Genomic DNA, 25,770 nt, shown 5'->3' with positions numbered 1-25,770 from the left:
GATGCTCGGAACGATTCTCTCGATCCTGCCCACCACCGTCCTGCCCTTTCGCCGCAACGAGTCCGTGCCGGACCAGCCCACCGTGCTGACCTTCGAGCAAGTCGAAGAACTCGGCCGCGAACTCGACGACCTCCGCGCCCGCACGGTCGCGAAGCTGGGCGACGAGGACCGCGAATACATCTACAAGATCATCAAGGCCCAGCGCGGCCTCGAGATCACCGGACGCGCATTGATGTACCTGCCGTTCCTCCCGCCCGCGTGGCTGGCAGGCGTCGGTGCCCTCGGCGTGGCGAAAATACTCGACAACATGGAGATCGGGCACAACGTCATGCACGGCCAGTACGACTGGATGCGTGAGCCCGGCCTGAACTCCCAGGTTTTCGAGTGGGACACCGTCTGCCCGGCGGAACAGTGGAAGCACTCGCACAACTACATGCACCACACCTTCACCAACATCGTCGGCATGGACCGCGACATCGGTTACGGCATCCTGCGGATGGACCAGGATCAGAAGTGGAACCCGTACTACCTCGGTAACCCGGTCTACGCGTTCTTGCTGATGACGTTCTTCGAGTGGGGCGTCATGCTGCACGACCTCGAGACCGAGAACATCGTTGCGGGCAAGCGCAAGTGGCACGACGTCAAGCCGCTGCTGCAGGGCATGTGGCGCAAGGCGGGCAAGCAGGCCCTCAAGGACTACGTGATCTTCCCTGCGCTGACCGGCCCGTTCTTCGTCTCTACCGTGGTCGGAAACGTCGCCGCGAACCTCATCCGCAACGTGTGGAGCTACTCGATCATCTTCTGCGGCCACTTCCCGACCGGAGTCCAGACCTTCAGCCAGGAAGAGACTGCCGAGGAGACCCGCGGCGAGTGGTACGTCCGTCAGATGTTGGGATCGGCCAACATCGAGGGCAGCCCGCTGTTCCACATCATGTCGGGCAACCTCTCACACCAGATCGAGCACCACCTGTTCCCCGATCTGCCCGCGCATCGCTACCCGCAGATCGCGCCCGAGGTCAAGGCGCTGTGTGAGAAGTACGACCTGCCGTACAACACCGGTGGCTTCTTCCACCAGATCGGCACCGTGTGGGGCAAGATCTTCAAGCTGGCTCTGCCCAACTCGCTCACGGGTTCGGCGGCTCCCGCCGGTGTTATCGTCGAGCGTAAGAAGACCAGCGCAGCGTGACGACTTCGAAGGGGGCGGTCCTGGTGGTAGGAAAGTTCGAGCGCAACAAAGATACCGTTCAGGACTTCACCGAATCGGCCGCGACTCACGTCGGCCGGATCGTCGTGATCATCGCCGGAGCCGTCCGCGACGTCACGCGTGAAATCGGTGATCTGATCACCGATGGCATCGAGATGCGCGAGGCAGCGAAGAAGGCGGAGCGCGACGCTCCGCTGGGCACCGTGATCAACGGAGAGTTCGAGACCCGCGAACGATAGGGCAGTACCCGATCGACACTGCAGCACCAGATCGACACTGCAGCACCAGGTCGACACTGCAGCACCAGATTCGCACAGCGCCGCCCGAGCACTGCTCGGGCGGCGCTCTCGTGTGCGGTCAGCGTGCCCGCAGTTGCCACAGCGACGTGGTTTCGCGCGAGCGTGCCTCGTGCAACACATCGGCGCTGTCGGTGACGCGCGAATGAGTCGGGGCGGTGTCGGTACGGCCGACGACGGACAGGCCTGCAGCATCGATAGCCGTGAGAAGGTCTGCGCGAGTGACCAATTCGAGTAGCTCGGCGAGGTCGGACACGATCAACCACGCCTCACCGTTCGGTGTCAGATGCCCACGGAGACGGCTCAGAAACGACTTGAGCATCCGCGAGCCCGGGTCGTAGACCGCGTGCTCGATCCCGGACGTCGGCTTCGTGGGAATCCAGGGCGGATTGCACACGATCAGCCCCGCGCGACCGGACGGGAAAATGTCCGCCTGCACCACCTCGACCCGATCTGCGTATCCGAGGGCATCGATGTTGGCTCGCGCGCACGCCACCGACCGCGGATCCTTGTCGGTCGCGACCACCGAGGTCACGCCGCGGCGGGCGAGTACTGCAGCAAGGACCCCCGAGCCGGTGCCGATGTCGAACGCTCGGTCCGTGTGCGGCAGCGGTGCGGTGGCGACGAGTTGGATGTACTCGCCGCGGACGGGGGAGAAGACGCCGTAGTGCGGGTGGATCGAGGCGTCGAGAGCCGGAACGAAGACACCCTTGCGACGCCACTCGTGTGCGCCGACGATACCGAGTAGCTCGCGCAACGACAGGACGCACGGCACTGCGTCCGGGCCCATAGCCTCCGTGACGGCGGCCCGCACGTCCGGTGCCCGGCCAAGATCGAGACACGCGTCCGAATCGAGTTCTACCAGAAGCATTCCCAATACTCGCGCACGTCGCGCCTGGTACTGGCGGTGCAGATGGAACCGCTCCGCACCCGACGCATCCGGAGAATGTTTCGCGGCCGGTACCCGGCGGGCCATGGCCGACAACAGCTGTCGTGCATTGTTGTAATCCCCACGCCACAACAGGGCCTCGCCGATCGTGGCCAGCTTGTACGCCACGTCGGCAGTGGTCGAATCGTTCACGATGCGCACCTGGCGGGGCGGGGGAGCGCCGTTCTCGGACTGCCAGCGGGAGGTGCGTTCGCTACCGTCCTCGACCCATGTGACGCTCACGAAGTGTGCCCGTTCACGCTGCGGTGTGCGGGTACTGCGCACTGCGGTGTTGGAAGGCAAGGATATTGGGGTTCACGATGACGCCGTTCCTGATCTCGATCGAGCGCTCGATGGTGGCATCACGACTCCAGGCCGCGTGGCCGTCCAACACGGTTCGCAGATACGGCAGCAATGATTCGCTGATCTCCCAGGTTGCCGAGTTCCACAGGTAGGACGGGCTGTGGTCGACGGCGTAGTAGTGCACGTTCTCTCCCACGGTGAACATGGGATCGGCGAACGACGTCGGCTTTGCCCATTCGAAGCCCATCCCTTCGTCGCAGGAAACGTCGACCACGAGCGTGCCGGGTGCGAGAGTGGGGAGATCGTCGTTCATCAAGAACGTCAACGGTGCGTTGGTGTCCTGCAGAACACAATTGACGATCACGTCGTGGTCGGCGAGGAACCCTGACAGTGGTACCCGTCCCTCGGGGGTGAGCGCTCGACTCTGCTGGGGATCGGCGTCGTCGAGATCGAAGTTGACGATGTTGGCCGAGTGAATCGGTGAACCCACCGCTGTGACACCTCGCTGGGTGAGGACGTCGACATCGTGAATACCGTGCGCGCTCAGTGCCGTCACGGCACCGCGAGCGGTGGCCCCGAAACCGATGACTGCCGCACGCAACCTGCGGCCGTAGTCGCCGGTGGAACCGATGAGCTGCAGAGCATGCAGCACAGAGCAGTAGCCGGCCAACTCGTTGTTCTTGTGGAACACATGGAGATTGAACCAGCCGTCCGAGGTCCAGTGATTCATGGCCTCGAAGGCGATCAGAGTCAGCGTGCGATCGACGGCGATCTGAGTGAGCTCACGGTCCTGCACGCAGTGCGGCCAACCCCACAGCGTCTGACCCGGCCTGAATTCGAGCAGGTCTTCCGCCTGTGGTTTCGGCAGCAGAATCACATCGCAGTCGGCGATGAGTTCGGCCCGCGTGCGAATGCCCGCAACCCGAGCGGCCAAGTGCTCGTCCGAAATCCCGAACGGTTCGCCGTACCCGGATTCGAGGAAAATGCGGGCTCTGATGTCGGCGTCGATGCGATCGAAATGCAGTGGATGAATCGGTAGTCGACGCTCATCGGGCTTGCGCGAATGTGAGAGGACTCCGAGAGTGAGCTGATGCACGTGTGACCCTTCGTTGAGCGAAGTCAACCACAGTGAGCCCAAGGGTTCTGCGTTCCTGCTGGTCAGAGGTGCCCCCGGCAGGATTCGAACCTGCGACCAAGGGATTAGAAGGCCCTTGCTCTATCCCCTGAGCTACGGAGGCTGGCACGTGCGAGTGAACCCGCTCGAGCACGGTTGACGAGTGTACCTTTCCGTGTGAGCCGACCGTGCAGGCATGGGTTGGGCGAGCGGTGCAGTGGGAAACCCGTGGACTCGGAATCGTTCCGATCGGTGTGGGAAGGAGGTTCGATGGACGACGTCATCGACGATGTTCTGCGCATCTGGCAGTCCGGCGACATCGCCGCTGTGGCAACGGTGATCCGCACGTTCGATTCGGCACCGCGCCCGGTCGGTGCGGCCATGGTGGTCGGTTCGGACGGCGCGGTTGCCGGTTCGGTATCGGGCGGCTGCGTCGAAGGGGCGGTGTACGAACTCGCGCAGGACGTCATGCGCACCGGCGCTCCCGTACTCACTCGATACGGAGTGTCCGACGACGACGCTTTCGCCGTCGGACTCACCTGCGGCGGAACACTCGACGTCTTCGTCGAAGTCGTGTCCCAGCGCACGTTTTCCGAACTCGGTTCTCTCGTGACGGACGTACGAAACAACATTCCCGTCGCGGTGGCGACCGTGGTTGCACACGCAGATCCGGAACGCCTCGGCCGACGGATCGTGGTCGGACCATCCGGCACCCGCGGTTCCATCGGCAGCGCACGTGCCGACGCAGCCGTCGCCGACGACGCCGCAGGGCTTCTGGCCGCGGGACGCTCGGCCGTCCTGGCGTACGGGCCGGATGGTCAGCGTCGAGGCGAGGGAATGGAGGTGTTCGTCTCCAGTCACGCGCCGCCGCCGCGAATGCTGGTGTTCGGGGCCATCGATTTCGCCGCCGCGGTGGCGCAGCAGGGGGCATTCCTCGGCTACCGCGTCACCGTGTGCGACGCGCGAGCGGTCTTCGCGACCTCGCAGCGTTTTCCTGCCGCCGAGCACGTGGTGGTCGCATGGCCGCACGACTACCTGTCTCAGCAGTGGTCGGCGGGGGAGTTGGACGAGCGCACCGTCGTCTGCGTGCTGACACACGACCCGAAGTTCGACGTGCCACTGCTCGAGGTGGCGTTGCGCATTCCGGTGCTGGCGTTCGTCGGCGCGATGGGCTCTCGCCGCACCCACGACGACCGCACGGCTCGACTACGGGCGGCAGGGCTGACCGAGATCGAACTGTCTCGGCTGGCCAGTCCGATCGGTCTCGACCTCGGCGCGCGCACCCCCCAGGAGACAGCCGTATCGATCGCGGCGGAGATCATTGCCCACCGCTGGGGCGGTAGCGGTGAACCATTGCGCACTCGACCCGGCCGCATCCACCACGACTCGACCGAGGGGCCTCGCCGGAACCAGTACGACGCTGTGTAGGACTCGCGTTTCGGGTACTGCTGATCACCTCTTACTCTGGTGGTATGGCAACACCGGATCTCGACAACATCGACCCCTCGTCCGCTGATCTCGCAGCGGACGAAGTCGGCGAGAGCACTGCCGCATCGGGTGCAGATCCGCGTTCGGCTACGACGACGGTGTTCGTCACTGCCGCCGCCATCGCCGGAGCTGTCGCGGCGCTCATCGTCATGCTGTCCGCCTCCGACGCGTTGGTGCTGCTCGGAATCCCGGATCCGGGCCCGGCCACCACATACGGTCTGCCCGCGCTGCGAGCAATCGGCGAGATCGCTGCCGTCATCGCCGTCGGATCGTTTCTGCTCGCCGCATTTCTGGTGCCACCGCAGAAGAACGGGGTACTCGACGTCGACGGCTACCGCGCGGTCCGTACCGGTTCGGCGGCATCGATGGTCTGGGCCGTCTGCGCGCTGATTCTGGTGCCGCTGACGTTGTCCGATACCTCCGGTCAGCCGTTCGCGGAGGCCATCAAGCCCGCGAACCTCTGGATCGCCCTCGACCAGGTGGAGATCGCGAGCGCGTGGCGTTGGACCGCCATCATGGCCGTGGTGCTCGCCATCGTCTCGCGCACGGTGTTGCGGTGGACGTGGACGCCTGCGCTGCTCGCATTCTCACTGGCCACCCTGCTGCCGCTGGCGCTCAGTGGTCACTCCGCCGCCGGTGGTTCGCACGACGTCGCGACCAACAGTCTGATCCTGCACCTCGGAGCCGCGTCGTTGTGGGCGGGTGGCTTGTTCGCGCTCCTGGCACACGTCCGCAGGCACGGTGCACACACCGACGTCGCCGCGCGCCGATTCTCCACCATCGCCGGCATCTGCTTCGTAGTCATGGGCATCAGCGGCGTGCTCAACGCGCTCGTTCGGGTCTCGCTCGGCGATCTGTTCACCACCACGTACGGAATGCTGATCATGGGCAAGGTCGGTGCCCTGATCGTGCTGGGCGGGTTCGGCTGGATGCAGCGTCGCCGAGCACTGCCCGCCTTGACAGCAGATCCCACCGACCGCGGAGCTCTGCTTCGCTTCGCGGGTGCCGAGGTACTCGTGCTCGCGGCGACGATCGGCCTCGCGGTCGGACTGGGCCGCACCCCGCCGCCCGCCGAGATCGATCCCAACCTCACTCCGACCGAGGCGGCACTCGGTTACGACCTGAGTGGGCCGCCGACGTTCGCCCGCATGGCCTTGGACTGGCGATTCGATCTGATCTTCGGCACTGCGGCCATCGTCATGGCCGTGGTGTACGTGATCGGCGTGCGGCGTTTGCGCCAGCGCGGCGACGCGTGGCCGGTCGGTCGAACAGTCGCCTGGCTCGCCGGGTGCGCGACGCTGCTGATCAGTACCTCCTCGGGAATCGGACGCTATTCGACGGCTGTGTTCAGCGTGCACATGAGCGGCCACATGCTGCTGTCGATGCTCGTGCCCGTTCTGCTGGCTCTCGGTGGCGCGCTGACCTTGGCGCTGCGAGTGCTACCCGCAGCCGGTAAGGACGGCGTTCCGGGTATGAGGGAATGGTTGCTGATCGGCCTGCACAGCCGACTGTCGAAGTTCCTGACGCATCCGCTCGTTGCGTCGGCGATCTTCATCGGCGGCTTCTACGCGCTCTATCTCGGCGGGATCTTCGGAGCCGTACTGGACAGTCACGGCGCACACCTGCTGATGAATCTTCACTTCGTGCTCAGCGGCTACCTGTTCTACTGGACCGTCATCGGCGTGGATCCGTCCCCGCGCAAAGTTGCGCCGGTCACGAAGCTGGCCGTGGTGTTCGGATCGCTGCCGTTCCACGCCTTCTTCGGGGTGGCCTTGATGAGTATGAACACCGTCATGGGTGCCTGGTACTACCGGACGCTGGGACTGGACTGGAACTCCGATCTGCTCGGAGATCAGAAGCTCGGCGGTGGAATCGCGTGGGCAACCGGCGAGATACCACTGGTGCTCGTCATGCTGGCGCTGTTGATCCAGTGGTCTCGCAGCGACGAGCGCGACGCCAGGCGCGGTGACCGCGCGGCAGAACGTGACCACGACGCGGACCTGGCCGCCCACAATGCGATGTTCGCCGAGCTCGCTCGACGCGATCGGCTCGGCGGACAATAGCCGATCCGGTTCAGTCGCCCCCGGCGATCTTGCCGAGCAGCCGGTTCAGCTCGACACGTTCGTGCGGCTGAAGGCCGTCGAACATTTCCGAGGACACCTGACGGCGTGCGTCGTCGATTCGGTCCAGTAACGCGCGGCCGGTATCGGTGAGCCCTACCAGGACCGCTCGTCGATCGCTCGGATCCTGCTGCCGTGTCACCAGGTTCGCGGCCTCGAGTGAGTCGACGATGTCGGTGGCCGATCGCGCGACGATCCGCAGATGCTCGGCGAGGTCGCGTAGCCGGACCGACTCACGTTCACGCGCCAGGACATGCAGTGCCCGACTCTGTGACGGGTTGAGGCCGAACGGTTCGAGCGCAGTCATGTGGCTCCGGCGGATTCGCCTGGCGACAGCCATGAACGAATCGCTCAGGTTGGGCGAGGGTCCGGTGTCCATGGACGAATCATAACGAGGATTGCACGCAACCTCATAGTGAGGTAACCTCTGCATATTGTTGCATCGACCCATGGAGGTCTACTTGGAAAGCCGACCAGAGCGTTCTCTGCCCACTGCCGATCCAGCGCCCGTCCGACGCGTCCTCGCTCTCTTCACGCCCTATCGGCGCAAGATCGCGGTCGTGAGCTCGATCATCGTTGCCAGTGCGATCATCGCGCTCGCCTCTCCCTTGCTCCTTCGCGAACTCCTCGATCATGCAATTCCCGATCGCGATGTTCGGCTCGTCAGCCTCATCGCGCTCGGCATGATCGCAGTCGCAGTCGCCACCAACACCCTTGGCGTCGTACAGACGTGGATGTCCAACGGCGTCGGTCAGCAACTCATGCACGAGCTACGAGTTCAGGTGTACTCGCATCTGCAGCGGCAGTCCCTCGGGTTCTTCGCTCGCACTCGAACCGGGGAAGTGCAATCGCGGATCGCCAACGACATCGGCGGCATGCAATCGGTCGTCACCAACACCGCGACGTCCATTGCGCAGAACGCGACGACCGTCGCCGCGACAGTGGTCGCACTGTTCCTGCTCGACTGGAAACTCGCTACGTTCTCACTGATCATCTTGCCGATCTTCGTTCGCGTCGCCCGCCGTATCGGCGACGAGCGTCGCAAGATCTCGACCAAACGACAGCGGTTGCTCAGCGAACTGTCGGTTCAGGTCGAGGAATCGCTGTCTGTCAGCGGTATTCTGCTGGGCAAGACCACCGGCTCCGCGCAGGCACTGACCGAGAAGTTCGCCGCCCGATCCCACGAGGTGGCCGGAGTCGAGCTCGCCGCGATGATGGCGGGCAAGTGGCGGATGGCCACCATTCAGATCAGTTTCGCGGTCATGCCCGCGCTGGTGTACTGGTTCGCCGGAATCACCATCGGTCAGGGCAGTGCACTGACGATCGGCACGCTGGTCGCCTTCACCGCTCTGCAGACCCAATTGTTCCGTCCCACTATGCAATTGCTCAATACCGGCGTCGAGGTGCAGGCCTCGCTCGCGTTGTTCGGCCGTGTCTTCGAGTATCTCGATCTGCCGATCGACGTGGCCGAGCCGGACGATCCGATAGCCCTGCCTCGCGAGGAAGTGCGCGGCGACGTCGTCATCCGCGGGGTCGATTTCACCTACGCTGGTGCCACCGTGCCGACGCTGTGCGATATCGACCTCGACGTGCCCGCCGGTGGCACTCTCGCCCTCGTCGGTGCCACTGGATCGGGAAAGACGACGCTCGGGTATCTCGTTGCGCGGCTGCACGATCCGACTGCCGGGTCGGTGACCATCGATGGTGTCGACCTGAGAGACATGGCATCGGAGACCATCGCAGATCTGGTGGGGGTCGTCTCTCAGGAGACGTATCTGTTCCATGCCACCATCAGGGAAAATCTGCGGTTCGCCAAGCCCGACGCCACCGACGACGAGATCGTCGCGGCAGCCGAAACGGCGCAGATCCACGAGTTCATCGACGGGCTCGACGACGGATACGACACCATGGTGGGCGAGCGCGGCTATCGGTTCTCCGGTGGTGAGAAGCAGCGCATCGCCATTGCTCGAACCGTGCTTCGTAACCCGCCGATTCTGGTGCTCGACGAAGCAACCAGTGCACTCGACAATCGCACCGAACGGGCAGTGCAAACGGCGCTCGACGGTTTGATGGAAGGGCGAACGACCATCCTCATCGCGCACCGTCTGTCCACGGTGCGTTCCGCTGACCGCATCGCGGTACTCGACCACGGGGTCGTGCGTGAGGTCGGAAGTCATGAATCCCTGCTCGAACTCGATGGGATGTACGCCCGATTGGTGCGAGCGGCCGACGATGTGGTGGACAGCGTTGCGGTATGAGTGCAGCACGGCACAGGAAAGGCCGGGTGATCATCGTGCGTACCATCGCGGGCCGCGTCGAGTGTGAGACCGAGATCAAGAAGTCACGGTTTGTCGCGGTCGTCGATCGTGCGGCCACCGAAGCGCAGGCTCGGGCGGTGATCGAGGCCGCTCGCAAAGCCGATCCCGCTGCCGGACATCATTGTTCGGCGTTCATCGTCGACGCGTCGGCTACCGACCCTCGCATCGAGCGATCCAACGACGACGGCGAACCCAGTGGGACTGCGGGGATGCCGATGCTCGAGGTGCTGCGCGGACATCGCGCGACCAACGTCGTCGCCGTCGTCAGCCGATACTTCGGCGGAACCAAGCTCGGCACCGGGGGACTGGCCCGCGCCTACGGCGGCGCGGTGACCGAGGCGCTCTCACACGCGAGATTCCTCACCAGGGAGCGCCGGGAGGTCCTGACGCTCGAACTCGACCACGTCGATGTGGGGCGCGTGGAATCGGAGCTGCGGGGGCACGGGGTCGTCGTTCTCGGTACCTCGTATGCGGCGGTTGCGGTGTTGACCGTCGCTGTCGTCGACCCCGATTCGACTGCGGCACTTGTTGCTTCGCTCACTGCCGGCCGGGTCGAGCCGGTTCGCAGCGGAGTGATGTACGCGGAGGTTCCCGAGTAGCACACCCAGCCGACACTTTCGGCGGGAGCAGGCCTCGGCCCGTGCCCTTCATCCACAGGCCGAGCGGCTGTCCACATTTTCCGAACCCATCCACCACGAGCGTTCCCTGCGTAGCAGTGTCGATCTCGATCGCAATCACGCGATCCGCAACACGAGAGGAAGACACCATGTACGAGGCACAATGCGCCGTGGTCGGAACGGTCATCACCAACCCGGTCAAGCGTTCCACACCTACCGGCGACGAGGTTCTCAGCTTCCGGATGGCCAGCAATGCCCGACGCCAGGATCGCACCACCGGCGAATGGACGGACGGCGGCACCCTGTACCTGACGGTCACGTGCTGGCGCCGTCTGGTGCGCGGCGTGGCAGCGTCACTGATGAAGGGCGACCCGATCATCGCCTACGGGCAGCTGCGCACCAACGAATACACCAATCGCGACGGCGTCGAACGTGCCGATCTCGAGATGCGGGCCAGTGCCGTCGGACCGGACCTCTCGCGTTGCATCGTCTCGGTTCATCGGACCAAGGAGCCGGCTCCCGACACGGCCCAGGACGGCGATGTGGGAACAACATCGGCGCAGGACCTCGATCGGGAGTCGATCGAGGCCGCCGAACGCGTCGACGAGGACGATCGCGAGTCGATCCTCGCGTGACCGGCCGCCTGCATCCGCCGTCCGTGCAGTGTCGCCACCTGCGGAGCAGCGCGGACGGCCGATGTAGGCACCACACCTACTCGGGCGATGGTGTTCGGACGCGCTCGCACCGATAAGCTGGGCGACATGGCTGAATTCATTTACACCATGAAGAAGGTGCGCAAGGCGCACGGCGACAAAGTCATCCTCGACGACGTGACGATGAGCTTCTATCCGGGAGCGAAGATCGGCGTCGTCGGCCCCAACGGCGCCGGCAAGTCCAGCATCCTCAAGATCATGGCGGGAATCGATCAGCCCGGCAACGGTGAGGCCTTCCTCGCTCCCGGAGCATCGGTCGGCATCCTGATGCAGGAACCGGAACTCGACGACACCAAGACCGTTCGCGAGAACGTCGAGGACGGTCTCGGTGAGACGATGGTCCAGCTCAAGCGCTACAACGAAATTGCCGAGCTGATGGCCACCGACTACTCCGACGAGCTCATGGAAGAAATGGGCGAGCTGCAGGAAAAGCTCGACCATGCCGATGCCTGGGAGATCGACTCCCAGCTCGAGCAGGCCATGGACGCGCTGCGCTGCCCGCCGCCCGAGGCGGCTGTCACCAATCTCTCCGGTGGTGAGAAGCGCCGTGTGGCCCTGTGCAAGTTGCTCCTGAGCAAGCCGGACCTGTTGCTGCTCGACGAGCCGACCAACCACCTCGACGCCGAGAGCGTGCTCTGGCTCGAGCAGCACCTGGCCGCCTACTCCGGTGCAATTCTTGCCGTGACTCACGACCGGTACTTCCTCGACCACGTCGCGCAGTGGATCGCCGAGGTCGACCGCGGTCACCTGTACCCGTACGAAGGCAACTACTCCACGTACCTGGAGAAGAAGGCCGAGCGTCTCGAGGTCGCAGGCAAGAAGGACCAGAAGCTGCAGAAGAGGCTCAAGGACGAACTCGCCTGGGTGCGCTCCGGTGCAAAAGCCCGCCAGGCCAAGAGCAAGTCTCGACTGGCTCGGTACGACGAGATGGTGGCCGAGGCCGAGAAGACGAGAAAGCTCGACTTCGACGAGATCCAGATCCCCAACCCGCCGCGACTGGGCGATGTCGTGGTGGAGGTCAAGAGCCTGGACAAGGGCTTCGACGGTCGGGTGCTGATCAAGGACCTGTCGTTCACGTTGCCGCGCAACGGCATCGTCGGCGTCATCGGCCCCAACGGTGTCGGTAAGACGACGTTGTTCAAGACCATCGTGGGGCTCGAGGAGCCGGACGGCGGCGAGGTGAAGATCGGCCAGACCGTCAAGCTCAGCTACGTCGACCAGAACCGATCGGGGATCGACCCGACCAAGACGGTGTGGGAGACGGTCTCCGACGGCCTGGACTTCATCACCGTGGGCAATTCGGAGTTCCCGTCCCGCGCCTACATCAGCTCGTTCGGGTTCAAGGGCCACGATCAGCAGAAGCCTGCCGGGGTGCTCTCCGGTGGTGAGCGGAACCGCCTCAATCTGGCGATGACGCTCAAGCAGGGCGGCAACCTGATCCTGCTCGACGAACCGACCAACGACCTGGACGTCGAAACGTTGGGATCGCTCGAGAATGCGCTCGAAGAATTCCCCGGTTGCGCCGTGGTCATCTCGCACGACCGGTGGTTCCTCGACCGCACCTGCACGCACATCCTGGCCTGGGAAGGCGGCTTCGGTGACAACGAGGCGGCCTGGTACTGGTACGAGGGCAACTTCGAGGGTTACGAGGCCAACAAGATCGAACGGCTCGGCCCGGATGCTGCACGTCCGCACCGCGTCACGCACCGAAAGCTGACCAGGGACTGAGGTGTCGAACAAGACCTTCACCTTCACCCTTCAGGTGCGGTGGGGAGACTCCGACCGCCTCGGGCACGTCAACAACACCCGCTTCGTCGAATACCTCCAGGAGGGCCGCGTTCAGTTCTTGGACGCGGTCTTCGGGGGGCCGGGGAAGCGTGGCGCGGCGGTGGTGCGCACGTTGACCACCGAATTTCTGCATCCGATTCTCGACGACTCGGGGCCGTTGACGATCGACCTGTGGATCACGTCGGTCGGAAACACCTCGTACGGTGTGCAGCACGTGGTGACCGACCGCGAGGGAACGGTGTGTGCGCGGGCCGAGGCGCTGATGGTGGCGTTCGATCTCGACACCTCGACCTCCCGTCCGTTGGAGGAGCGCGAGCGCGCACTACTCGGGGAGTATCTCGTCGCCGAGTAGTGCCGAGTAGTGCCGAGTGAATCGGACGCGCTGGGTCTGCGAGGTCACTGCGGTAACAGGGTCCTCGACACTAAGGTCGAGGTGTCAACGACGACCGGCGATCGGCGGGCGTCGGGAAAATCCTCACGAGGGAGTACTCGAACACCATGCCGCGCTCGCTGGACCTGAACGACAACGACTGGGCCGACGGGCTCGACGACCGACTGCTGGCCGAGTTGGACACCCTGCGTGGCGAGTACTTCGAGCACGTGGACACCGAGGCTGTCGGGGCGTCCGCGCATGCCCCCGACAGCACGACCTTCCGGCACCATGTTCGGCTGGCCGCGCAGCGTCGGCCGGAGACGGCGAACGTGGCCGTTCACCGACCGAGCGACTCGGCCTCGGCCGCGGATCGGGCTGCGGGAAGCTACCTGCAGATCGTCACCGACGACATGCCGCTGCTGGTGGAGTCCGTCATCTCGTTGCTCTCCCGTCTCGGCATCGAGTACACCGATGTGGTCCACCCGATTCTGTCGGTCGGTCGTGAGTCCGACGGTGTGCTGACCGGACTCAGTGCCAGCGGATCGCCCGAGTCCTGGATTCACGTTCAGCTCCACCCGTCGACTCCCGAGGATGCGGATGCACGTCTGGAGTCGGAGGCGAGTCGTGTACTGGCCGATGTGCGTCAGGTGGTCGCCGATACCGATCACATGCGTCGAGTGCAGGCAGAGGTCGCCGACCGCCTCGACGAGGTCGCTCGGGGCGCGAGCGATGCGGACCCGGACGGTGCCGACGAGCATCGTGACGCAGCTGCGTTGTTGCGGTGGCTCGGCGACGGCCACTACACGCTGCTCGGCTACCGGCGATACAGCATCGAGGGCGTCGGCGACGAGCGCAGGGCCACCGGCGACGAGTCGAGCAGCCTCGGTGTGCTGCGCGAATCGGTCACCGACAGGGACGGTTCGGAACCTGTCGGCCATCGCGATCTGGTTGCCTTGACGCAGGGGGCGAGCCCGGCCACGGTGCACCGCGCCGTGTATCCCTACTTCGTCAGCGTGCTCGATCTCGACGATTCCGCCGAACATCGGTTCGTCGGTGTGTTCACGGTGACCGCGCTGCACGAGAACGTTCTCGATATTCCGGTGATCGAGAGGCGGGTGCGCTCGGTCATCGCGCGCGCCGGCCATGATCTCGGGTCGTTCTCGGGTCAGGCGATGCTCGAAGTTCTGCAATCGATGCCGCGTTCGGAGCTGTTCGCCACCTCGAGCTCATGGCTGTACGAGACGGCGAGTGCTGTTCTGGCACTGGGGCGTCGGCGCAAGGTCAGGTTGTTCGTTCGACCCGATGCGAACGGCTCGTTCGTCTCGGCCTTGGTCTACCTGCCGCGTGACAGGTACACCACCCGTGTTCGGCTCGCCATCCAGGATCGCTTGCTCCGCGAGCTCGGCGGAACCTCGCTCGATTACACGGCGCGCGTGACGGAATCGGACCTGGCGTTGTTGCACGTGACCGTGCGTCGTGAATCCGGGGCCGCTACGACGGAGCTGTCGGCCGAGGACATCACCAGGATCGAGGCGTCGCTGACCGAGACCACCAGAACCTGGGAGGATTCGCTCGGCGACGCAGTGTCCCTTGATCGCGGCGTGGACCCGTTGCGAATTCAGCGGTACACCGATGCGTTCCCTGAGGCGTACAAGCAGGACTTCGGCCCGGCTCGGGCCGTCTCCGATATCGCCCGACTCGAAACGCTCGGCGACGAGTCGATCGACATGCAGCTCTACCGCAACGAGAAGTCCGCGGTGGGTAGCTGGAGATTCTCGTTGTACATCGGCGGCGGGGGTGTCTCGTTGTCCCAGGTGTTGCCCATCCTGCAGAGCCTCGGCGTCGAAGTCGACGACGAGCGGCCGTACCCGGTGGTTCGACCGGACGGGATGTCCTGCTGGATTTACGATTTCGGGCTTTCGGCTTCGCGCGAGATGTTGCACTCGGCAATCGACGGAGATATCGACGCCGAGTTGTCCGAGGCGGGTACCGCCGATCGTGAGAGCCGGGTCCAGCAACGGTTCACCGATGCGTTCGAGGCAGTGTGGAGTGGGCAGGCCGAAGCCGACCGCTTCAACGAACTGGTGATGCGCGCCGGACTGCACTGGCGGCAAGCCGTGGTCTTGCGTGCATACGCGAAGTACCTGCGCCAAGCCGGTTTCCCCTACAGTCAGTTCAACATCGAAGGTGTGCTGCTGACGCACCCACACACCGCTCGACTGCTCGTTGCGTTGTTCGAGGCGCAGTTCGACCCCGAGGCGAGCTCCGAGGAGGACGCGCGCTCGATCGGTGCCGAACTGGGAGAGCTGATCGACGAGGTCGTCAGCCTCGACGCGGACCGAATTCTGCGAAGCATGTTCGAGCTGATCCGCGCAACCTTGCGAACCAACTTCTTCGTCCGGGCAGCCGACGGCGAACATCGGGCATACCTCTCGCTCAAGTTCGATCCGCAATCGATCGCCGAATTGCCCAAACCGAAGCCGAAATTCGAGATATTCGTGTACTCGCCTCGCGTCGAGGGCGTGCACCTGCGGTTCGGTGCGGTGGCCCGCGGCGGCCTGCGCTGGTCGGATCGACGCGAGGACTTCCGGACCGAGATCCTCGGGTTGGCGAAAGCTCAGATGGTCAAGAACTCCGTCATCGTGCCGGTCGGAGCCAAGGGCGGATTCGTCGTCAAACGCCCTCCGGTGTCCACCGGTGACACCGATCGCGATCGCCAGGCATATGCGGAAGAGGGCAAGGCCTGCTATCGCCTGTTCATCGCCGGACTTCTCGACATCACCGACAACCTCGATCGCGCCTCCGGTTCGGTATCGGTTCCGGACGGTGTCGTGCGCCGCGACGGAGACGACACGTACCTGGTGGTCGCCGCCGACAAGGGCACCGCCACGTTTTCGGACATGGCCAACGGCGTTGCCGCCGAATACGATTTCTGGCTCGGCGACGCCTTCGCCTCCGGTGGCTCGGCCGGCTACGACCACAAAGCCATGGGCATCACGGCCAAGGGAGCGTGGGAGAGCGTCAAGCGTCATTTCCGCGAGATCGGAATCGACACGCAGACCGAGGATTTCACCGTCGTCGGTGTCGGAGACATGAGCGGTGACGTCTTCGGAAACGGCATGCTGCTGAGCAGACACATCAGGCTGCTCGCCGCCTTCGATCACCGACACATCTTTCTCGATCCCAACCCGGACCGAGAATCCTCGTTCGCCGAACGTGAGCGGTTGTTCGCGCTGCCACGGTCTTCGTGGGCGGACTACGACTCGTCCCTGATCAGCGCCGGCGGCGGAGTCTGGGAACGCACCCGCAAGTCGGTTCCCATCAGCGCGGCCGCACGTGCTGCGCTCGGTCTGGACGAATCGGTCGAGTCGCTGTCTCCGCCGGAGCTGGTCAATGCAATCCTCAAAGCCCCCGCGGATCTGCTGTGGAACGGCGGCATCGGCACCTACATCAAGGCGTCGACCGAATCCAACGGCGAGGTCGGTGACAAGGCCAACGACACGGTCCGCGTCGACGGTTGTGACGTACGAGCCGCGGTGGTGGGGGAGGGTGGCAACCTCGGTGCCACCGCCCTCGGCCGCATCGAGTACGCGGCGGCCGGAGGCAAGATCAACACCGATGCCATCGACAACTCGGCCGGCGTCGATTGCTCCGATCACGAGGTCAACATCAAGATCCTGTTGGAAACGGCCATCGCCGACGGCAGGCTGGCCCGCGAGGATCGAGACGAGCTGCTGGCGTCCATGACCGACGAGGTCGGACGACTGGTGTTGTGGGACAACATCATGCAGAACGAGCTGCTCGGTACGTCCAGATACGACGCCCCCAATCTGGTCACCGTGCACAGCCGGGTGATCGAGGACCTGGAAGCTCGGCGGGGACTGGACCGAGAGCTCGAGGCCTTGCCGACGGAGGCCGATCTGCGTCGACGCAAACAGGACGGGCGCGGGCTGACCTCGCCGGAACTGGCCACGTTGATGGCTCATGTGAAGCTCGCGTTGGAGGCGGAACTGCTCAGCAGTGAGCTTCCCGACAGCGATGTCTTCGCTCCGCGGCTACCCAAGTACTTTCCCGAGCCGTTGCGAGAGCCGTACGCCGATGCGATCACCGCGCACCCACTGCGGCGTCAGTTGGTGGCCACGACTCTGGCGAACGAGGCCATCGACTGCGGCGGAATCACCTTCCCGTATCGCTTGACCGAGGATTCCGGTGCCGCGGGAACCGATGCCATTCGCGTGTTCGCCGCCGCGACCGAGATATTCGGACTCGACGAGGTGTGGAATTCGATCAGGGCCGCGGACGTGCCGACCGACGTCTCGGCCGAGTTGTTACTCGAGTCGCGTCGAATGCTGGACCGTGTTTCGCGGTGGCTGTTGGCGAACCGGCCACAGCCGTTGGCCGTCGGCGCAGAGATCAGTCGCTACGCCGATCAGGTACGCGCCCTGCAACCGTCGGTGTCCACGTGGATCTCCGGCCACCAGGCCAGTGATCTGGATACGCGTTCCGCGGCGGCAATCGAACGTGGAGCACCGGTTGGGTTGGCCCGCCACATCTTCGGACTGCTCGATGTCTACTGCCTGCTCGACATCATCGATATCGCCGATATCGTCGACCGCGACGGAGCCGAGGTTGCCGAGCTCTATTTCGCACTCGATGCGCACATTGGAATCGACTGGCTGCTCTCCGCAGTGTCGAAGCTGGCGCGCGGTGATCGCTGGCATTCGTTGGCGCGCTTGGCTCTTCGAGACGATCTGTACACCTCGCTGCGGGGAATCACACAGGCGGTGTTGGCCGGAGGGGAACCGGACGAGTCGGTAGCGGAGAAGATCGCGGAGTGGGAATCGACGAACTCCTCGCGTCTGGCCAGGGCACGAGCCGCCCTGACCGAGATCGCCGAGACCGGAACCCTGGACCTGGCTACGCTGTCGGTTGCCGCCCGCCAGGTTCGCAACATGGTCCCCTGAGCCGGGTTCCGTGCCCGACGGTCCCACCCCGGAGCCGGGACGAGGGATGTCACCGAGAAGTCGACCGAGAAGAGGAAACGTAGACGTGAGTGTGCCCGAGGACCATCTGTCCGACAGGCGACCGGAGGCCGAACCTGTCGGCTTTCATGCCGCCGTGGACGTGCGGTGGTCGGATATGGATGTGTACCAGCACATCAACCATGCCCGCATGGTGACCCTCCTCGAAGAGGCACGTATCCCGTGGTTGTTGGTGGACGGAAGACCGACGGCGAACCTGCGCCACGGTGCCGTGATCGCGGATCTGCACGTGAAGTATCGAGGTCAGCTTCGGCACGAGGACGGCCCGCTCGATGTGTTCATGTGGATCGACGCCGTCCGAGCGGTCGACTTCGTGGTCGGATACGAAGTGCGGGCCGCAGGTGCATCCCTGGATACACCTGCGGCCGTGGTGGCCTCGACACAGATCGCGGCCTTCGACATCGATGCACAGCGGTTGCGTCGACTCACCCCGGACGAGCGTGCATTTCTTCTGAGTTGGCAGCGTGTATGAGCGCGTACTGACCGTTCCCGACGCGGTCGAGCGGGAGAACCTGGCGGCGTTCTGCACGCGGGCGATGCGCTTGGACGACGCGGCCGTCATCCGCATGCGCGCCCGCGACGGTGGAGGCGTGTCCTGTTGGGCCGCTACCGGTTTCGATGCCCTGGCGGCGCGGGTGGTCTCCGGAACCGTCGCTCCTGTGGACACATGCGCAGGCGCGGATGTTCTGGTTGCTGCACTGCGGCAGGCCGACGACGGCGTGATCGACCCAGGATTCTCGATGGATTCGGCCTGGCGCGGCGCATTGCCGCCGGACGGCGGATTCGAGCACCTCGACGATGTCCCCGCTCGAATCCTCGTCGGGCTTGCGCAGCGCGGCGCGGCGCTGGCGAAAGAACACGGCAGCAGCCACGGTCCGCCGAGTTCGCTGCTCGAACAACAAGTGCTGCACGTGTCCGGGGAGACCGACGAGGTGTCCATCTCCATGCGGACTGTATTCGCCTTGACGGCAATGGGTTTCGTTCCGCACAGTGGAACCGATCCCATGACGATCGATGTCGATCCGGATCGGATCGCAGCAGACGAGGTCGTTCGGGTACGCGCGACGCCGGTGTGGGTTCGCCTCGATGCCCGCTACGGCTCGGTATACGTCCGCCGGGCGGGCAACCCGCTGTCGCTGACGGTGGAGCGTTAGTGTCCTGAGTCTTTAATTTGCTCGCAGTAACGTGCTTTGATCTGCCTCGCCCGCAGACGAACCAACGTCCTGTACGTGATGCTTAAGACCGGTTCGGAGTATCGCGGAGGCGTCGTATCGTCACGTGGCGGCGACGCGCTCGCCGCGTAGGCGGGCACGCTGTGGGGCGCATCTCCCTGGTCATCGTAAGTCTCGTGGCCGGGGTGGCGGTCGGTGCTTGTTTGAACGCTTGGTGCACAACGTATGTTTCGAGATCAGCTGTTCAGTACGAGGTGCACTCCAGAAACGGGTATGCCGAATTCTGGGTACGACGCGAACAGCGTCAGGGACGTGCCAGGGTACGGGGAAACGAAGTACTCGGCTCGGGCTTCAACGCCGTGGTCGGCAATTCCTCTGCCGCTAGTCCCGCCAACAATCCACAAATTGTCTGCAAAGGAAGGGAACTCACCAGGATGCGCAGTGTTGGTCATCAGATCACCGCCAACATCCGCATAGGCGAGTAGCCGAATTCTGTGTGGTAGATCCGGCCGAATCCGGAAGCTCAGGTTGAGTGCGTCCTGGGGATCTCCGCGGTATGCGGCATCGGGTTGCACTGCAGAGATCCTGAACAACAGACCGTGTTCGAAGCGGCGGAACGGACCGACACGTAGCTCCAGATCCGCTCGCCGGTACAGCGTCGCCCAGTGCTCGTCGCTGATGTCGTCGACGGGCGTCCGCTCCGGCGGGCGCCGCCAATCGGGTACCTCGCGGCTCCGGAGCATCAACGCGCGGCGGTCGTCTGCTGAAACATGCTGATCGGCATCGGGTTCGTGTTCGCCGAGGATGGTTCGCGCACGGATAGCCCATTCCGGATAGCCGGTCCAGTCTTCAGCTGCAGCGGGGCTACACGTGACAGACATTGGACCCGCGGTAGGGAAGTCTTCGCTCATTCTCGCCATTAGATCAGTCGCTGTTCATCTGGAGCGCTCTCTCGCTTACCGCTGACATACGCGGGCAGTGGCTCGAACCTCAGGTCGATTGGTGGAAGTTGTATGGCCACGCCTCGCCGCCAAAATGCCACCAGCGGTGAGGAGGCGGCTCGCGATAGATCAAGGGGGCGAGTCCGCGCATGATCGCGGCGGGTCGAGGTCCACCTGCGGTTTCGTTTCTTAATAGGCTTGAGCCGTTGGCGGGACGACGCCTTGAGTTCAGCACTGCCCGAGGAGCGGTGGAAGACGCGTTCAGCGCTCAAGACTCCTGCGGTATCGCTGACACCACAAGCGTTTAAGTCCGAATACCCGATTCTGCGGTCTCGCGAATCGGGTTTTTCATGCCTGAATCAGGCACCAAAACTTCTGCCGCGACCACGCTCGGAAAGCTCACGATCGGGCACCGGATTTTCTTCAACATCGTCGCCCACACCGACACCGTAGAGGCCGACACCGACAGCTGGGTGGCGGTTTCCATCTAACGCCCAGTCATCCCTCGCGAGCAGCTGAGACACTCACGACATGAACCACTTCTTCCCCAACCGAGAGCAAGTGCTGACCGGGAGATGGACGCCGTCGCGTGGAGTCGAGATAACGCACGCCGACCTGCCGGACCCGTGGTTGCGTGCTATCCAACGACTCAGTCATGACCTGCATGTGCGCCAGTACAACGGCGTCATCGAACATATCGGTTGGGTGGCCGAGTACGACCCCGACGGCGGCGCGGTGTGGCTTGCGAGCGCAGTGACCATCGCCGGTCAGCGAGCCAACGGCCTGAACGGCAACGGCACCGGCGCGAATATCGATGCCGAGGAGGATGCTGCGTTGTGGTCGATGGCGGACCTTGTCCAGAATGCAGTGGCCGAGGCGCACACAGCGTGGCCGTGGGGCGATGCAGGTGGGTTCATGTGCCCTCGGCTCGTTGACGAGGTAGCGGTGTGGCGCGATAGGAACGGCGGCAACATACGAATGGGTCACCTCGCAGAAAAACCGTGAGCACTCGTTCAACCGCACGCAGGGGCCAACGGGAGGAGGGCTTGCCGCGCTCGGATCTGTAGCTGCCTTGCGGAGAAGGTAGAAACCCTGGTCTCCCTGGACGACGCACCACCACCACCAGCGACCTCTGCTGCTCACTCCCAGGCTAAGGCCAGTTGTGCTGACGAACGTCCTCTCTGTAGTAGAAGAAGAATGCCGAACCAATGATCGGCACAAGCCAAGCTGTCAGAATCGAAATCGCCGTACGCCGCGCAGTCAGAGGTGGCCCCGCAGCTGCAGACACATAGGTAGCGAGACCGAACCACAGCAACACGAAAAGCAAACCGATACCGATTTTCAAGAAGAAAGCGTCAAATTCAGCGCCGCAGACGCCAGCGTTCACGCACTCGCTGAAACCAGCTTCGGCCAGATAAGTACTCACCGCCTCAGGCTAGCCCGCGTACATCGCTGCAGTTGCGAAGAAGATAGAAGCACTCGAGTTCGGCGCGTTCGTCGTCCGTCAACGTGATCTCCGCAGGACGCGGACCTCGGGTTGCCATGCCGCAGTTTGTCAACTGCGGTCTTATTTACGACTCAGGACACTAGACCAGCCAGGCCGCAGCGTTGGCAGCAAGTCTGCCCTCGACGAGGGGCGCACTGGCCAAGAGCAACTCGCCGGGCGGCAGCGGGATCGATTCCTCCGATGCGTTCAGGGCACAGATGAGACCGCCGGCCCGGCGAAAGGCCAGACAACCGGGAGGCGCTCCGTACCAATCGATTCCGTTGCCGGTGAATTCCGGACGCAGCGCTCGTAGTTCGAAGGCCGTGCGGTAGAGGCTCAACATCGAATCGACGTCTTCGAGCTGTGCCTCAGCAGTATGGCCGTCCCACTCCGGTGGCATCGGCAACCAGGTCTGATCGGTGGAGGAGAAACCGAACGGGGGTTCGTGGCCCTCCCACGGCATCGGAACACGGCAGCCGTCGCGTCCTCGTTCGGCGTGTCCGGATCGCTCCCACACAGGGTCCTGCAACGCACTGTCCGGCAGCTGTACATTCGGTAACCCGAGTTCGGCACCGTTGTAGACGAAAATCGTTCCCGGCAGGGCCAATTCGACCAGGATCATCGCGCGGGCGCGGGCCTGGCCGACATCGCCGCCGCCGTACCTGGTGACCTCGCGCTCGACGTCGTGATTCGACAGCGTCCACGTCGGGGTGCCTGCGACGAGTTCGACGGCAGCGAGGGAGTTCGAGATGGCGTCGCGGATGGTCTCGGCGTCGAAGTCGACGCTGGCCAATCGGAAATTGAACCCCAGGTGCAGCTCGTCGGGCCTGATGTACTCGGAGAACCGAACATTGTCCTGAACCCAGATCTCGCCGACGGTGACCGTTCCGGGAAACTCGTCCATCACAGTTCTGATCTGTCGATGGATGTCGTGGACGTGGGGATTGTTGAATCGTGGATCGTCGTCGTCGTTCTTCATCAACGCGTTCAGTTCGAGACTCATATCGGCCAGGTCTGCGGGTTTGGCCATGCCGTGCGCAACGTCGAGTCGAAATCCGTCGACCCCGCGGGAGAGCCAGAATCGCAGTGTGCGTGCGAAGTCCTCGAACACTTCCGGGTTGTCCCAGTTCAGATCCGGCTGTTCGGGCGCGAAGATGTGCATGTACCACTGCCCTGGGGTGCCGTCGGGCTCGGTGATGCGGGTCCAGGCCGGGCCGCCGAAGATGCTGGGCCAGTTGTTCGGAGGCTGCGATCCGTCGTCGCCGCGACCATCTCGAAAGATGTATCGGGCGCGCTCGGCTCCGTCGCGCGGTGCCGTCAGGGCCGACCGAAACCACGGATGCTCGATGCTGGTGTGATTGGGCACCAGATCCATCGTGACCTTGATATCGCGCGCATGAGCCTCGTCGATCAGCGCATCGAAGATCTCGAGGTTGCCGAACATGGGGTCGATGTCGCGGGGATCGGAGACGTCGTAGCCGTGATCGGCCATGGGGGAGCAGGTGATCGGTCCGATCCAGACAGCGTCGATACCCAGCAGTTCGAGATAACCGAGTTTGTCCCGAATCCCGTCGAGGTCACCGATACCGTCTCCGTTGGAGTCCGCGAACGATCGGGGATAGATCTGATAGAAGACGGCGTCCTGCCACCACAACATCTCGGAGCTCTCGGTCGGATCGGTCACAAGTGGCAATAGTGCCAAACGAATGGCCAAGGAACGATTCAGGGGCGCGCAGATTCGGGCGGACGTGGCGTCTCCGGTCAACACCGAGTAAAGACTTGTGCTCATTCACATGACCGACACGTGCCTTCTGCTTTGGAAAGTGTTGTATGTTCTGCTTCTGGTATCAGTAGCGGCGTAGGCCGCGCCCGACGGGTAAGGACGCGACGCAAGCCATGACTCTTTCGACCATCGAAGCCGTACGGCTCGGCGATATCGCGCTCGACGACAGTCCCATCGAGCCGGACTGGGTCCTCGAGGGGAACCCACAGGCGCGCGTCGCCGAGTGGTCGAAGAGTATCGACGGCACCACCACCACCAATGTCTGGGACTGCACGGCCGGACGCTTCCGCTGGTATTTCGCCGTGGACGAGATCGTGCACATCATGGACGGTTCGGTGACCGTGTCGAGTGACGACCACGCACCGCGCACTCTGGTTGCCGGAGACGCTGCTTTGTTCCGCGCAGGCACCTGGTCGGAGTGGCACGTGGAGAACTACGTACGCAAGCATGCGATCTTGCGTCAGCACCTGCCCGGGCCGCTGTCCTTCGTTCTCAAGGTCGCCGGCTCCCTGCGAGGGGTCGGGGGCAAGCTCAAGAACGTCGCCGGGGGACAGGGGCCGCGGCGCGGGGCGTCGCTGTAGCTCAGATCGCCGAGTTGACCATCGAATTCGCCGCCATTTCCATGTAGTCGACGAGTTGCGCGCGGTGTGCGGCGTCCAGTACCGACGGATCGATCGACGCGATCGCGATGTGCATGCATCGAAGCCACGCGTCTCTTTCCATCGGACCGATCCGGAACGGACTGTGGCGCATCCGTAGTCGAGGATGGCCGCGTTCGTCCGAATACGTCCGAGGGCCACCCCAGTACTGTTCGAGGAACATCCGCATCCGCCGTTCGGCCGGTCCGAGATCCTCCTCGGGGTACAGCGGGCGCACAATCTCGTCCTTGGCGACTTCCTCGTAGAACTTCGCTGTGAGTGACCGGAACGTCTCGGCACCGCCGACCGCGTCGTAGAACGTCTGCTGCGGTTCGGTCATCACACTCTCTCTTCCGGATGGGCCGATCGCTCTGATCGGCCTCGCACGGTAATCATCGTCTCTCTAGTTGTCGCGATCTGCCGCGACCCCACCGGGACGCCCCAGCGCGTACGGAGCCTTGATGCCAGCGTCGTCGAAGGCCTCCAGGATGTCCTGATGAAGACGGCGCTGGACAGCCCACTGGCGGCCGGGGCGGGTTTTGATGGTGACGCGGATGGTGACGGTGTCCGCGCTGACGGCGTTGACTCCGAGCATCTGCGGCGGTTCGAGAATGTCGCTGTCGAAGTCGCCGGATTCGACCAACGACGCAGCGGCGCGATCGGCGACAGCGCAGGCTTCCTCGATGTTCGCGGTATGCGAGACGGGCAGATCCAACACTGCGACCGCGAAGCCCTGGCTCATGTTTCCCACCCGGAGCACTTCGCCGTTGCGGCAGTACCAGACCGTGCCGTTGATATCTCGGATCGTCGTGACCCGCAAACCGACGCTCTCGACGGTGCCGGTCGCCTCGCCGAGGTCGACGACATCGCCGACGCCGTACTGATCCTCCAGCAGCATGAAAATGCCGGACAGGAAGTCTCGAACCAAGTTCTGGGCACCGAAGCCCAGTGCAACACCGACGATTCCCGCCGACGCGATGAACGGTGCCACGTTGATACCGAGCACGTCGAGAACCGAGAGCACGAACCAGGTGAGAATCAAGACCGACACGGCAGACTTGAGCACCGAGCCGATGGTGTTCGCCCGTTGCTTTCGCCGTTCGTTGAGAATGGCGCCCTGGACGGTGCTCGAAGACCGGTCCCGCAGTGGCCGGAGCAGCATCGGTGATCTGCCGACCTCGTTGCGGGTGAAGCGGGTGATCATCCGGTGCAGCACGAGGCGCAGCACGATGGCCAGAACCAGATAACCGAGAATCTGCAGCGGACGATCGACCAGCCAGTCGCGTCCGGTTTCCGTCAGCTCGAAGGCTCGGGTGTCGAGCTGCCGAAGCAGTGACAGGTCGGTGGGGGGCGATGCGGACAGAAGGGTTGATGCAGACACCCGAAAAGTCTACGGAGACGCAGAATTCTCGCCAGTCGCGCAGCGCATGGGCTCCCCGGTGGCCG

General features: G+C 64.0%; 23 protein-coding genes and 1 tRNA gene. 15 read left to right on the top strand and 9 right to left on the bottom strand.

All coding sequences use genetic code 11. The annotated features are described in order from the left end of the window. Window position 1 precedes the first annotated feature (1 nt). Complete coding sequence (locus tag J1M87_RS10255) at window positions 2–1,186, top strand: acyl-CoA desaturase (protein WP_206489427.1); 1,185 nt, start codon at window positions 2–4, stop codon at window positions 1,184–1,186. Between the two features lie 23 nt (window positions 1,187–1,209). Further along, window positions 1,210–1,443, top strand: a complete 234-nt coding sequence (locus J1M87_RS10250) for a hypothetical protein (RefSeq protein ID WP_206489644.1) — start codon at window positions 1,210–1,212, stop codon at window positions 1,441–1,443. Between the two features lie 118 nt (window positions 1,444–1,561). On the opposite strand, the gene J1M87_RS10245 is transcribed toward J1M87_RS10250, so the two are convergent. From J1M87_RS10245 to J1M87_RS10235, 3 genes are all read right to left on the bottom strand, one after another. After that, window positions 1,562–2,671, bottom strand: a complete 1,110-nt coding sequence (locus tag J1M87_RS10245; protein WP_206489426.1) for a class I SAM-dependent methyltransferase — start codon at window positions 2,669–2,671, stop codon at window positions 1,562–1,564. 13 nt (window positions 2,672–2,684) lie between these two features. Then, the gene (locus tag J1M87_RS10240; RefSeq protein ID WP_206489425.1) at window positions 2,685–3,827 is read right to left on the bottom strand and encodes a N(5)-(carboxyethyl)ornithine synthase; all 1,143 of its coding nucleotides are present in this window, start codon (window positions 3,825–3,827) and stop codon (window positions 2,685–2,687) included. Between the two features lie 69 nt (window positions 3,828–3,896). Continuing rightward, window positions 3,897–3,969, bottom strand: a tRNA-Arg gene (locus J1M87_RS10235). A gap of 146 nt (window positions 3,970–4,115) precedes the next feature. Here J1M87_RS10235 and J1M87_RS10230 point away from each other — a divergent pair. After that, window positions 4,116–5,273 (top strand): XdhC family protein, encoded by a 1,158-nt coding sequence (locus J1M87_RS10230; RefSeq protein WP_206489424.1) that lies wholly within the window; start codon window positions 4,116–4,118, stop codon window positions 5,271–5,273. A 44-nt stretch (window positions 5,274–5,317) separates the two neighbouring features. Further along, complete coding sequence (locus J1M87_RS10225; protein ID WP_206489423.1) at window positions 5,318–7,396, top strand: cytochrome c oxidase assembly protein; 2,079 nt, start codon at window positions 5,318–5,320, stop codon at window positions 7,394–7,396. A gap of 10 nt (window positions 7,397–7,406) precedes the next feature. Here J1M87_RS10225 and J1M87_RS10220 read toward each other — a convergent pair whose 3' ends face one another. Next, the gene (locus J1M87_RS10220; RefSeq protein ID WP_206489422.1) at window positions 7,407–7,832 is read right to left on the bottom strand and encodes a MarR family winged helix-turn-helix transcriptional regulator; all 426 of its coding nucleotides are present in this window, start codon (window positions 7,830–7,832) and stop codon (window positions 7,407–7,409) included. 70 nt (window positions 7,833–7,902) lie between these two features. On the opposite strand from J1M87_RS10220, the gene J1M87_RS10215 reads away from it, so the two are divergent. The 8 genes from J1M87_RS10215 to J1M87_RS10180 all read left to right on the top strand — a co-directional run bounded on the left by J1M87_RS10215 (window position 7,903) and on the right by J1M87_RS10180 (window position 19,458). After that, window positions 7,903–9,711, top strand: a complete 1,809-nt coding sequence (locus tag J1M87_RS10215; RefSeq protein WP_206489421.1) for an ABC transporter ATP-binding protein — start codon at window positions 7,903–7,905, stop codon at window positions 9,709–9,711. Continuing rightward, complete coding sequence (locus J1M87_RS10210; protein WP_206489420.1) at window positions 9,708–10,370, top strand: YigZ family protein; 663 nt, start codon at window positions 9,708–9,710, stop codon at window positions 10,368–10,370. The genes J1M87_RS10215 and J1M87_RS10210 overlap by 4 nt, the downstream gene beginning before the upstream one ends. A gap of 167 nt (window positions 10,371–10,537) precedes the next feature. After that, the gene (locus J1M87_RS10205) at window positions 10,538–11,023 is read left to right on the top strand and encodes a single-stranded DNA-binding protein (protein WP_206489419.1); all 486 of its coding nucleotides are present in this window, start codon (window positions 10,538–10,540) and stop codon (window positions 11,021–11,023) included. 126 nt (window positions 11,024–11,149) lie between these two features. Continuing rightward, window positions 11,150–12,829, top strand: coding sequence for an energy-dependent translational throttle protein EttA (gene ettA / locus J1M87_RS10200; protein ID WP_206489418.1), 1,680 nt, complete (start codon window positions 11,150–11,152; stop codon window positions 12,827–12,829). A gap of 1 nt (window position 12,830) precedes the next feature. Next, entirely contained in the window at window positions 12,831–13,241 is a 411-nt protein-coding gene (locus J1M87_RS10195; RefSeq protein ID WP_206489417.1) for a thioesterase family protein, read from the top strand. Window positions 13,242–13,387: 146 nt separating this feature from the next. Further along, window positions 13,388–18,226 (top strand): NAD-glutamate dehydrogenase, encoded by a 4,839-nt coding sequence (locus J1M87_RS10190; RefSeq protein ID WP_206489416.1) that lies wholly within the window; start codon window positions 13,388–13,390, stop codon window positions 18,224–18,226. Between the two features lie 85 nt (window positions 18,227–18,311). Beyond that, window positions 18,312–18,776: a thioesterase family protein gene (locus J1M87_RS10185; RefSeq protein ID WP_206489415.1), complete on the top strand. Its 465-nt coding sequence runs from the start codon at window positions 18,312–18,314 to the stop codon at window positions 18,774–18,776. After that, window positions 18,769–19,458 (top strand): hypothetical protein, encoded by a 690-nt coding sequence (locus tag J1M87_RS10180; protein WP_206489414.1) that lies wholly within the window; start codon window positions 18,769–18,771, stop codon window positions 19,456–19,458. Before J1M87_RS10185 ends, J1M87_RS10180 begins: the two co-directional genes overlap by 8 nt. A gap of 254 nt (window positions 19,459–19,712) precedes the next feature. Here J1M87_RS10180 and J1M87_RS10175 read toward each other — a convergent pair whose 3' ends face one another. Continuing rightward, window positions 19,713–20,357 (bottom strand): hypothetical protein, encoded by a 645-nt coding sequence (locus tag J1M87_RS10175; RefSeq protein WP_206489413.1) that lies wholly within the window; start codon window positions 20,355–20,357, stop codon window positions 19,713–19,715. 410 nt (window positions 20,358–20,767) lie between these two features. Here J1M87_RS10175 and J1M87_RS10170 point away from each other — a divergent pair, with 410 nt between their 5' ends. Both J1M87_RS10170 and J1M87_RS10165 read left to right on the top strand, forming a co-directional pair. Further along, window positions 20,768–20,908 carry a hypothetical protein gene (locus tag J1M87_RS10170; protein ID WP_206489412.1) on the top strand — a complete coding sequence of 47 codons (141 nt, stop codon included), beginning with the start codon at window positions 20,768–20,770 and terminating at the stop codon, window positions 20,906–20,908. Between the two features lie 40 nt (window positions 20,909–20,948). Further along, window positions 20,949–21,422, top strand: a complete 474-nt coding sequence (locus J1M87_RS10165) for a hypothetical protein (protein WP_206489411.1) — start codon at window positions 20,949–20,951, stop codon at window positions 21,420–21,422. A 145-nt stretch (window positions 21,423–21,567) separates the two neighbouring features. Here the strand turns inward: J1M87_RS10165 and J1M87_RS10160 are convergent, their stop codons facing one another. Both J1M87_RS10160 and J1M87_RS10155 read right to left on the bottom strand, forming a co-directional pair. Next, window positions 21,568–21,843: a hypothetical protein gene (locus J1M87_RS10160; RefSeq protein WP_206489410.1), complete on the bottom strand. Its 276-nt coding sequence runs from the start codon at window positions 21,841–21,843 to the stop codon at window positions 21,568–21,570. Between the two features lie 160 nt (window positions 21,844–22,003). After that, entirely contained in the window at window positions 22,004–23,560 is a 1,557-nt protein-coding gene (locus J1M87_RS10155) for a glycoside hydrolase family 13 protein (protein WP_206489643.1), read from the bottom strand. A 239-nt stretch (window positions 23,561–23,799) separates the two neighbouring features. Between J1M87_RS10155 and J1M87_RS10150 the strand changes: the two genes are divergently transcribed. Next, window positions 23,800–24,267, top strand: a complete 468-nt coding sequence (locus tag J1M87_RS10150) for a cupin domain-containing protein (protein ID WP_206489409.1) — start codon at window positions 23,800–23,802, stop codon at window positions 24,265–24,267. A gap of 1 nt (window position 24,268) precedes the next feature. Here the strand turns inward: J1M87_RS10150 and J1M87_RS10145 are convergent, their stop codons facing one another. Both J1M87_RS10145 and J1M87_RS10140 read right to left on the bottom strand, forming a co-directional pair. Next, the gene (locus J1M87_RS10145; RefSeq protein WP_206489408.1) at window positions 24,269–24,664 is read right to left on the bottom strand and encodes a globin; all 396 of its coding nucleotides are present in this window, start codon (window positions 24,662–24,664) and stop codon (window positions 24,269–24,271) included. 63 nt (window positions 24,665–24,727) lie between these two features. After that, window positions 24,728–25,687 carry a mechanosensitive ion channel family protein gene (locus J1M87_RS10140; protein WP_206489642.1) on the bottom strand — a complete coding sequence of 320 codons (960 nt, stop codon included), beginning with the start codon at window positions 25,685–25,687 and terminating at the stop codon, window positions 24,728–24,730. Between the last annotated feature and the right edge of the window lie 83 nt (window positions 25,688–25,770).

It is taken from the genome of Rhodococcus sp. KRD162 (assembly GCF_017168335.1).
Classification (GTDB): domain Bacteria; phylum Actinomycetota; class Actinomycetes; order Mycobacteriales; family Mycobacteriaceae; genus Rhodococcoides.
Note: the sequence above shows the minus strand (reverse complement) of the source record. Positions and strands in the feature narration are given on the sequence as shown.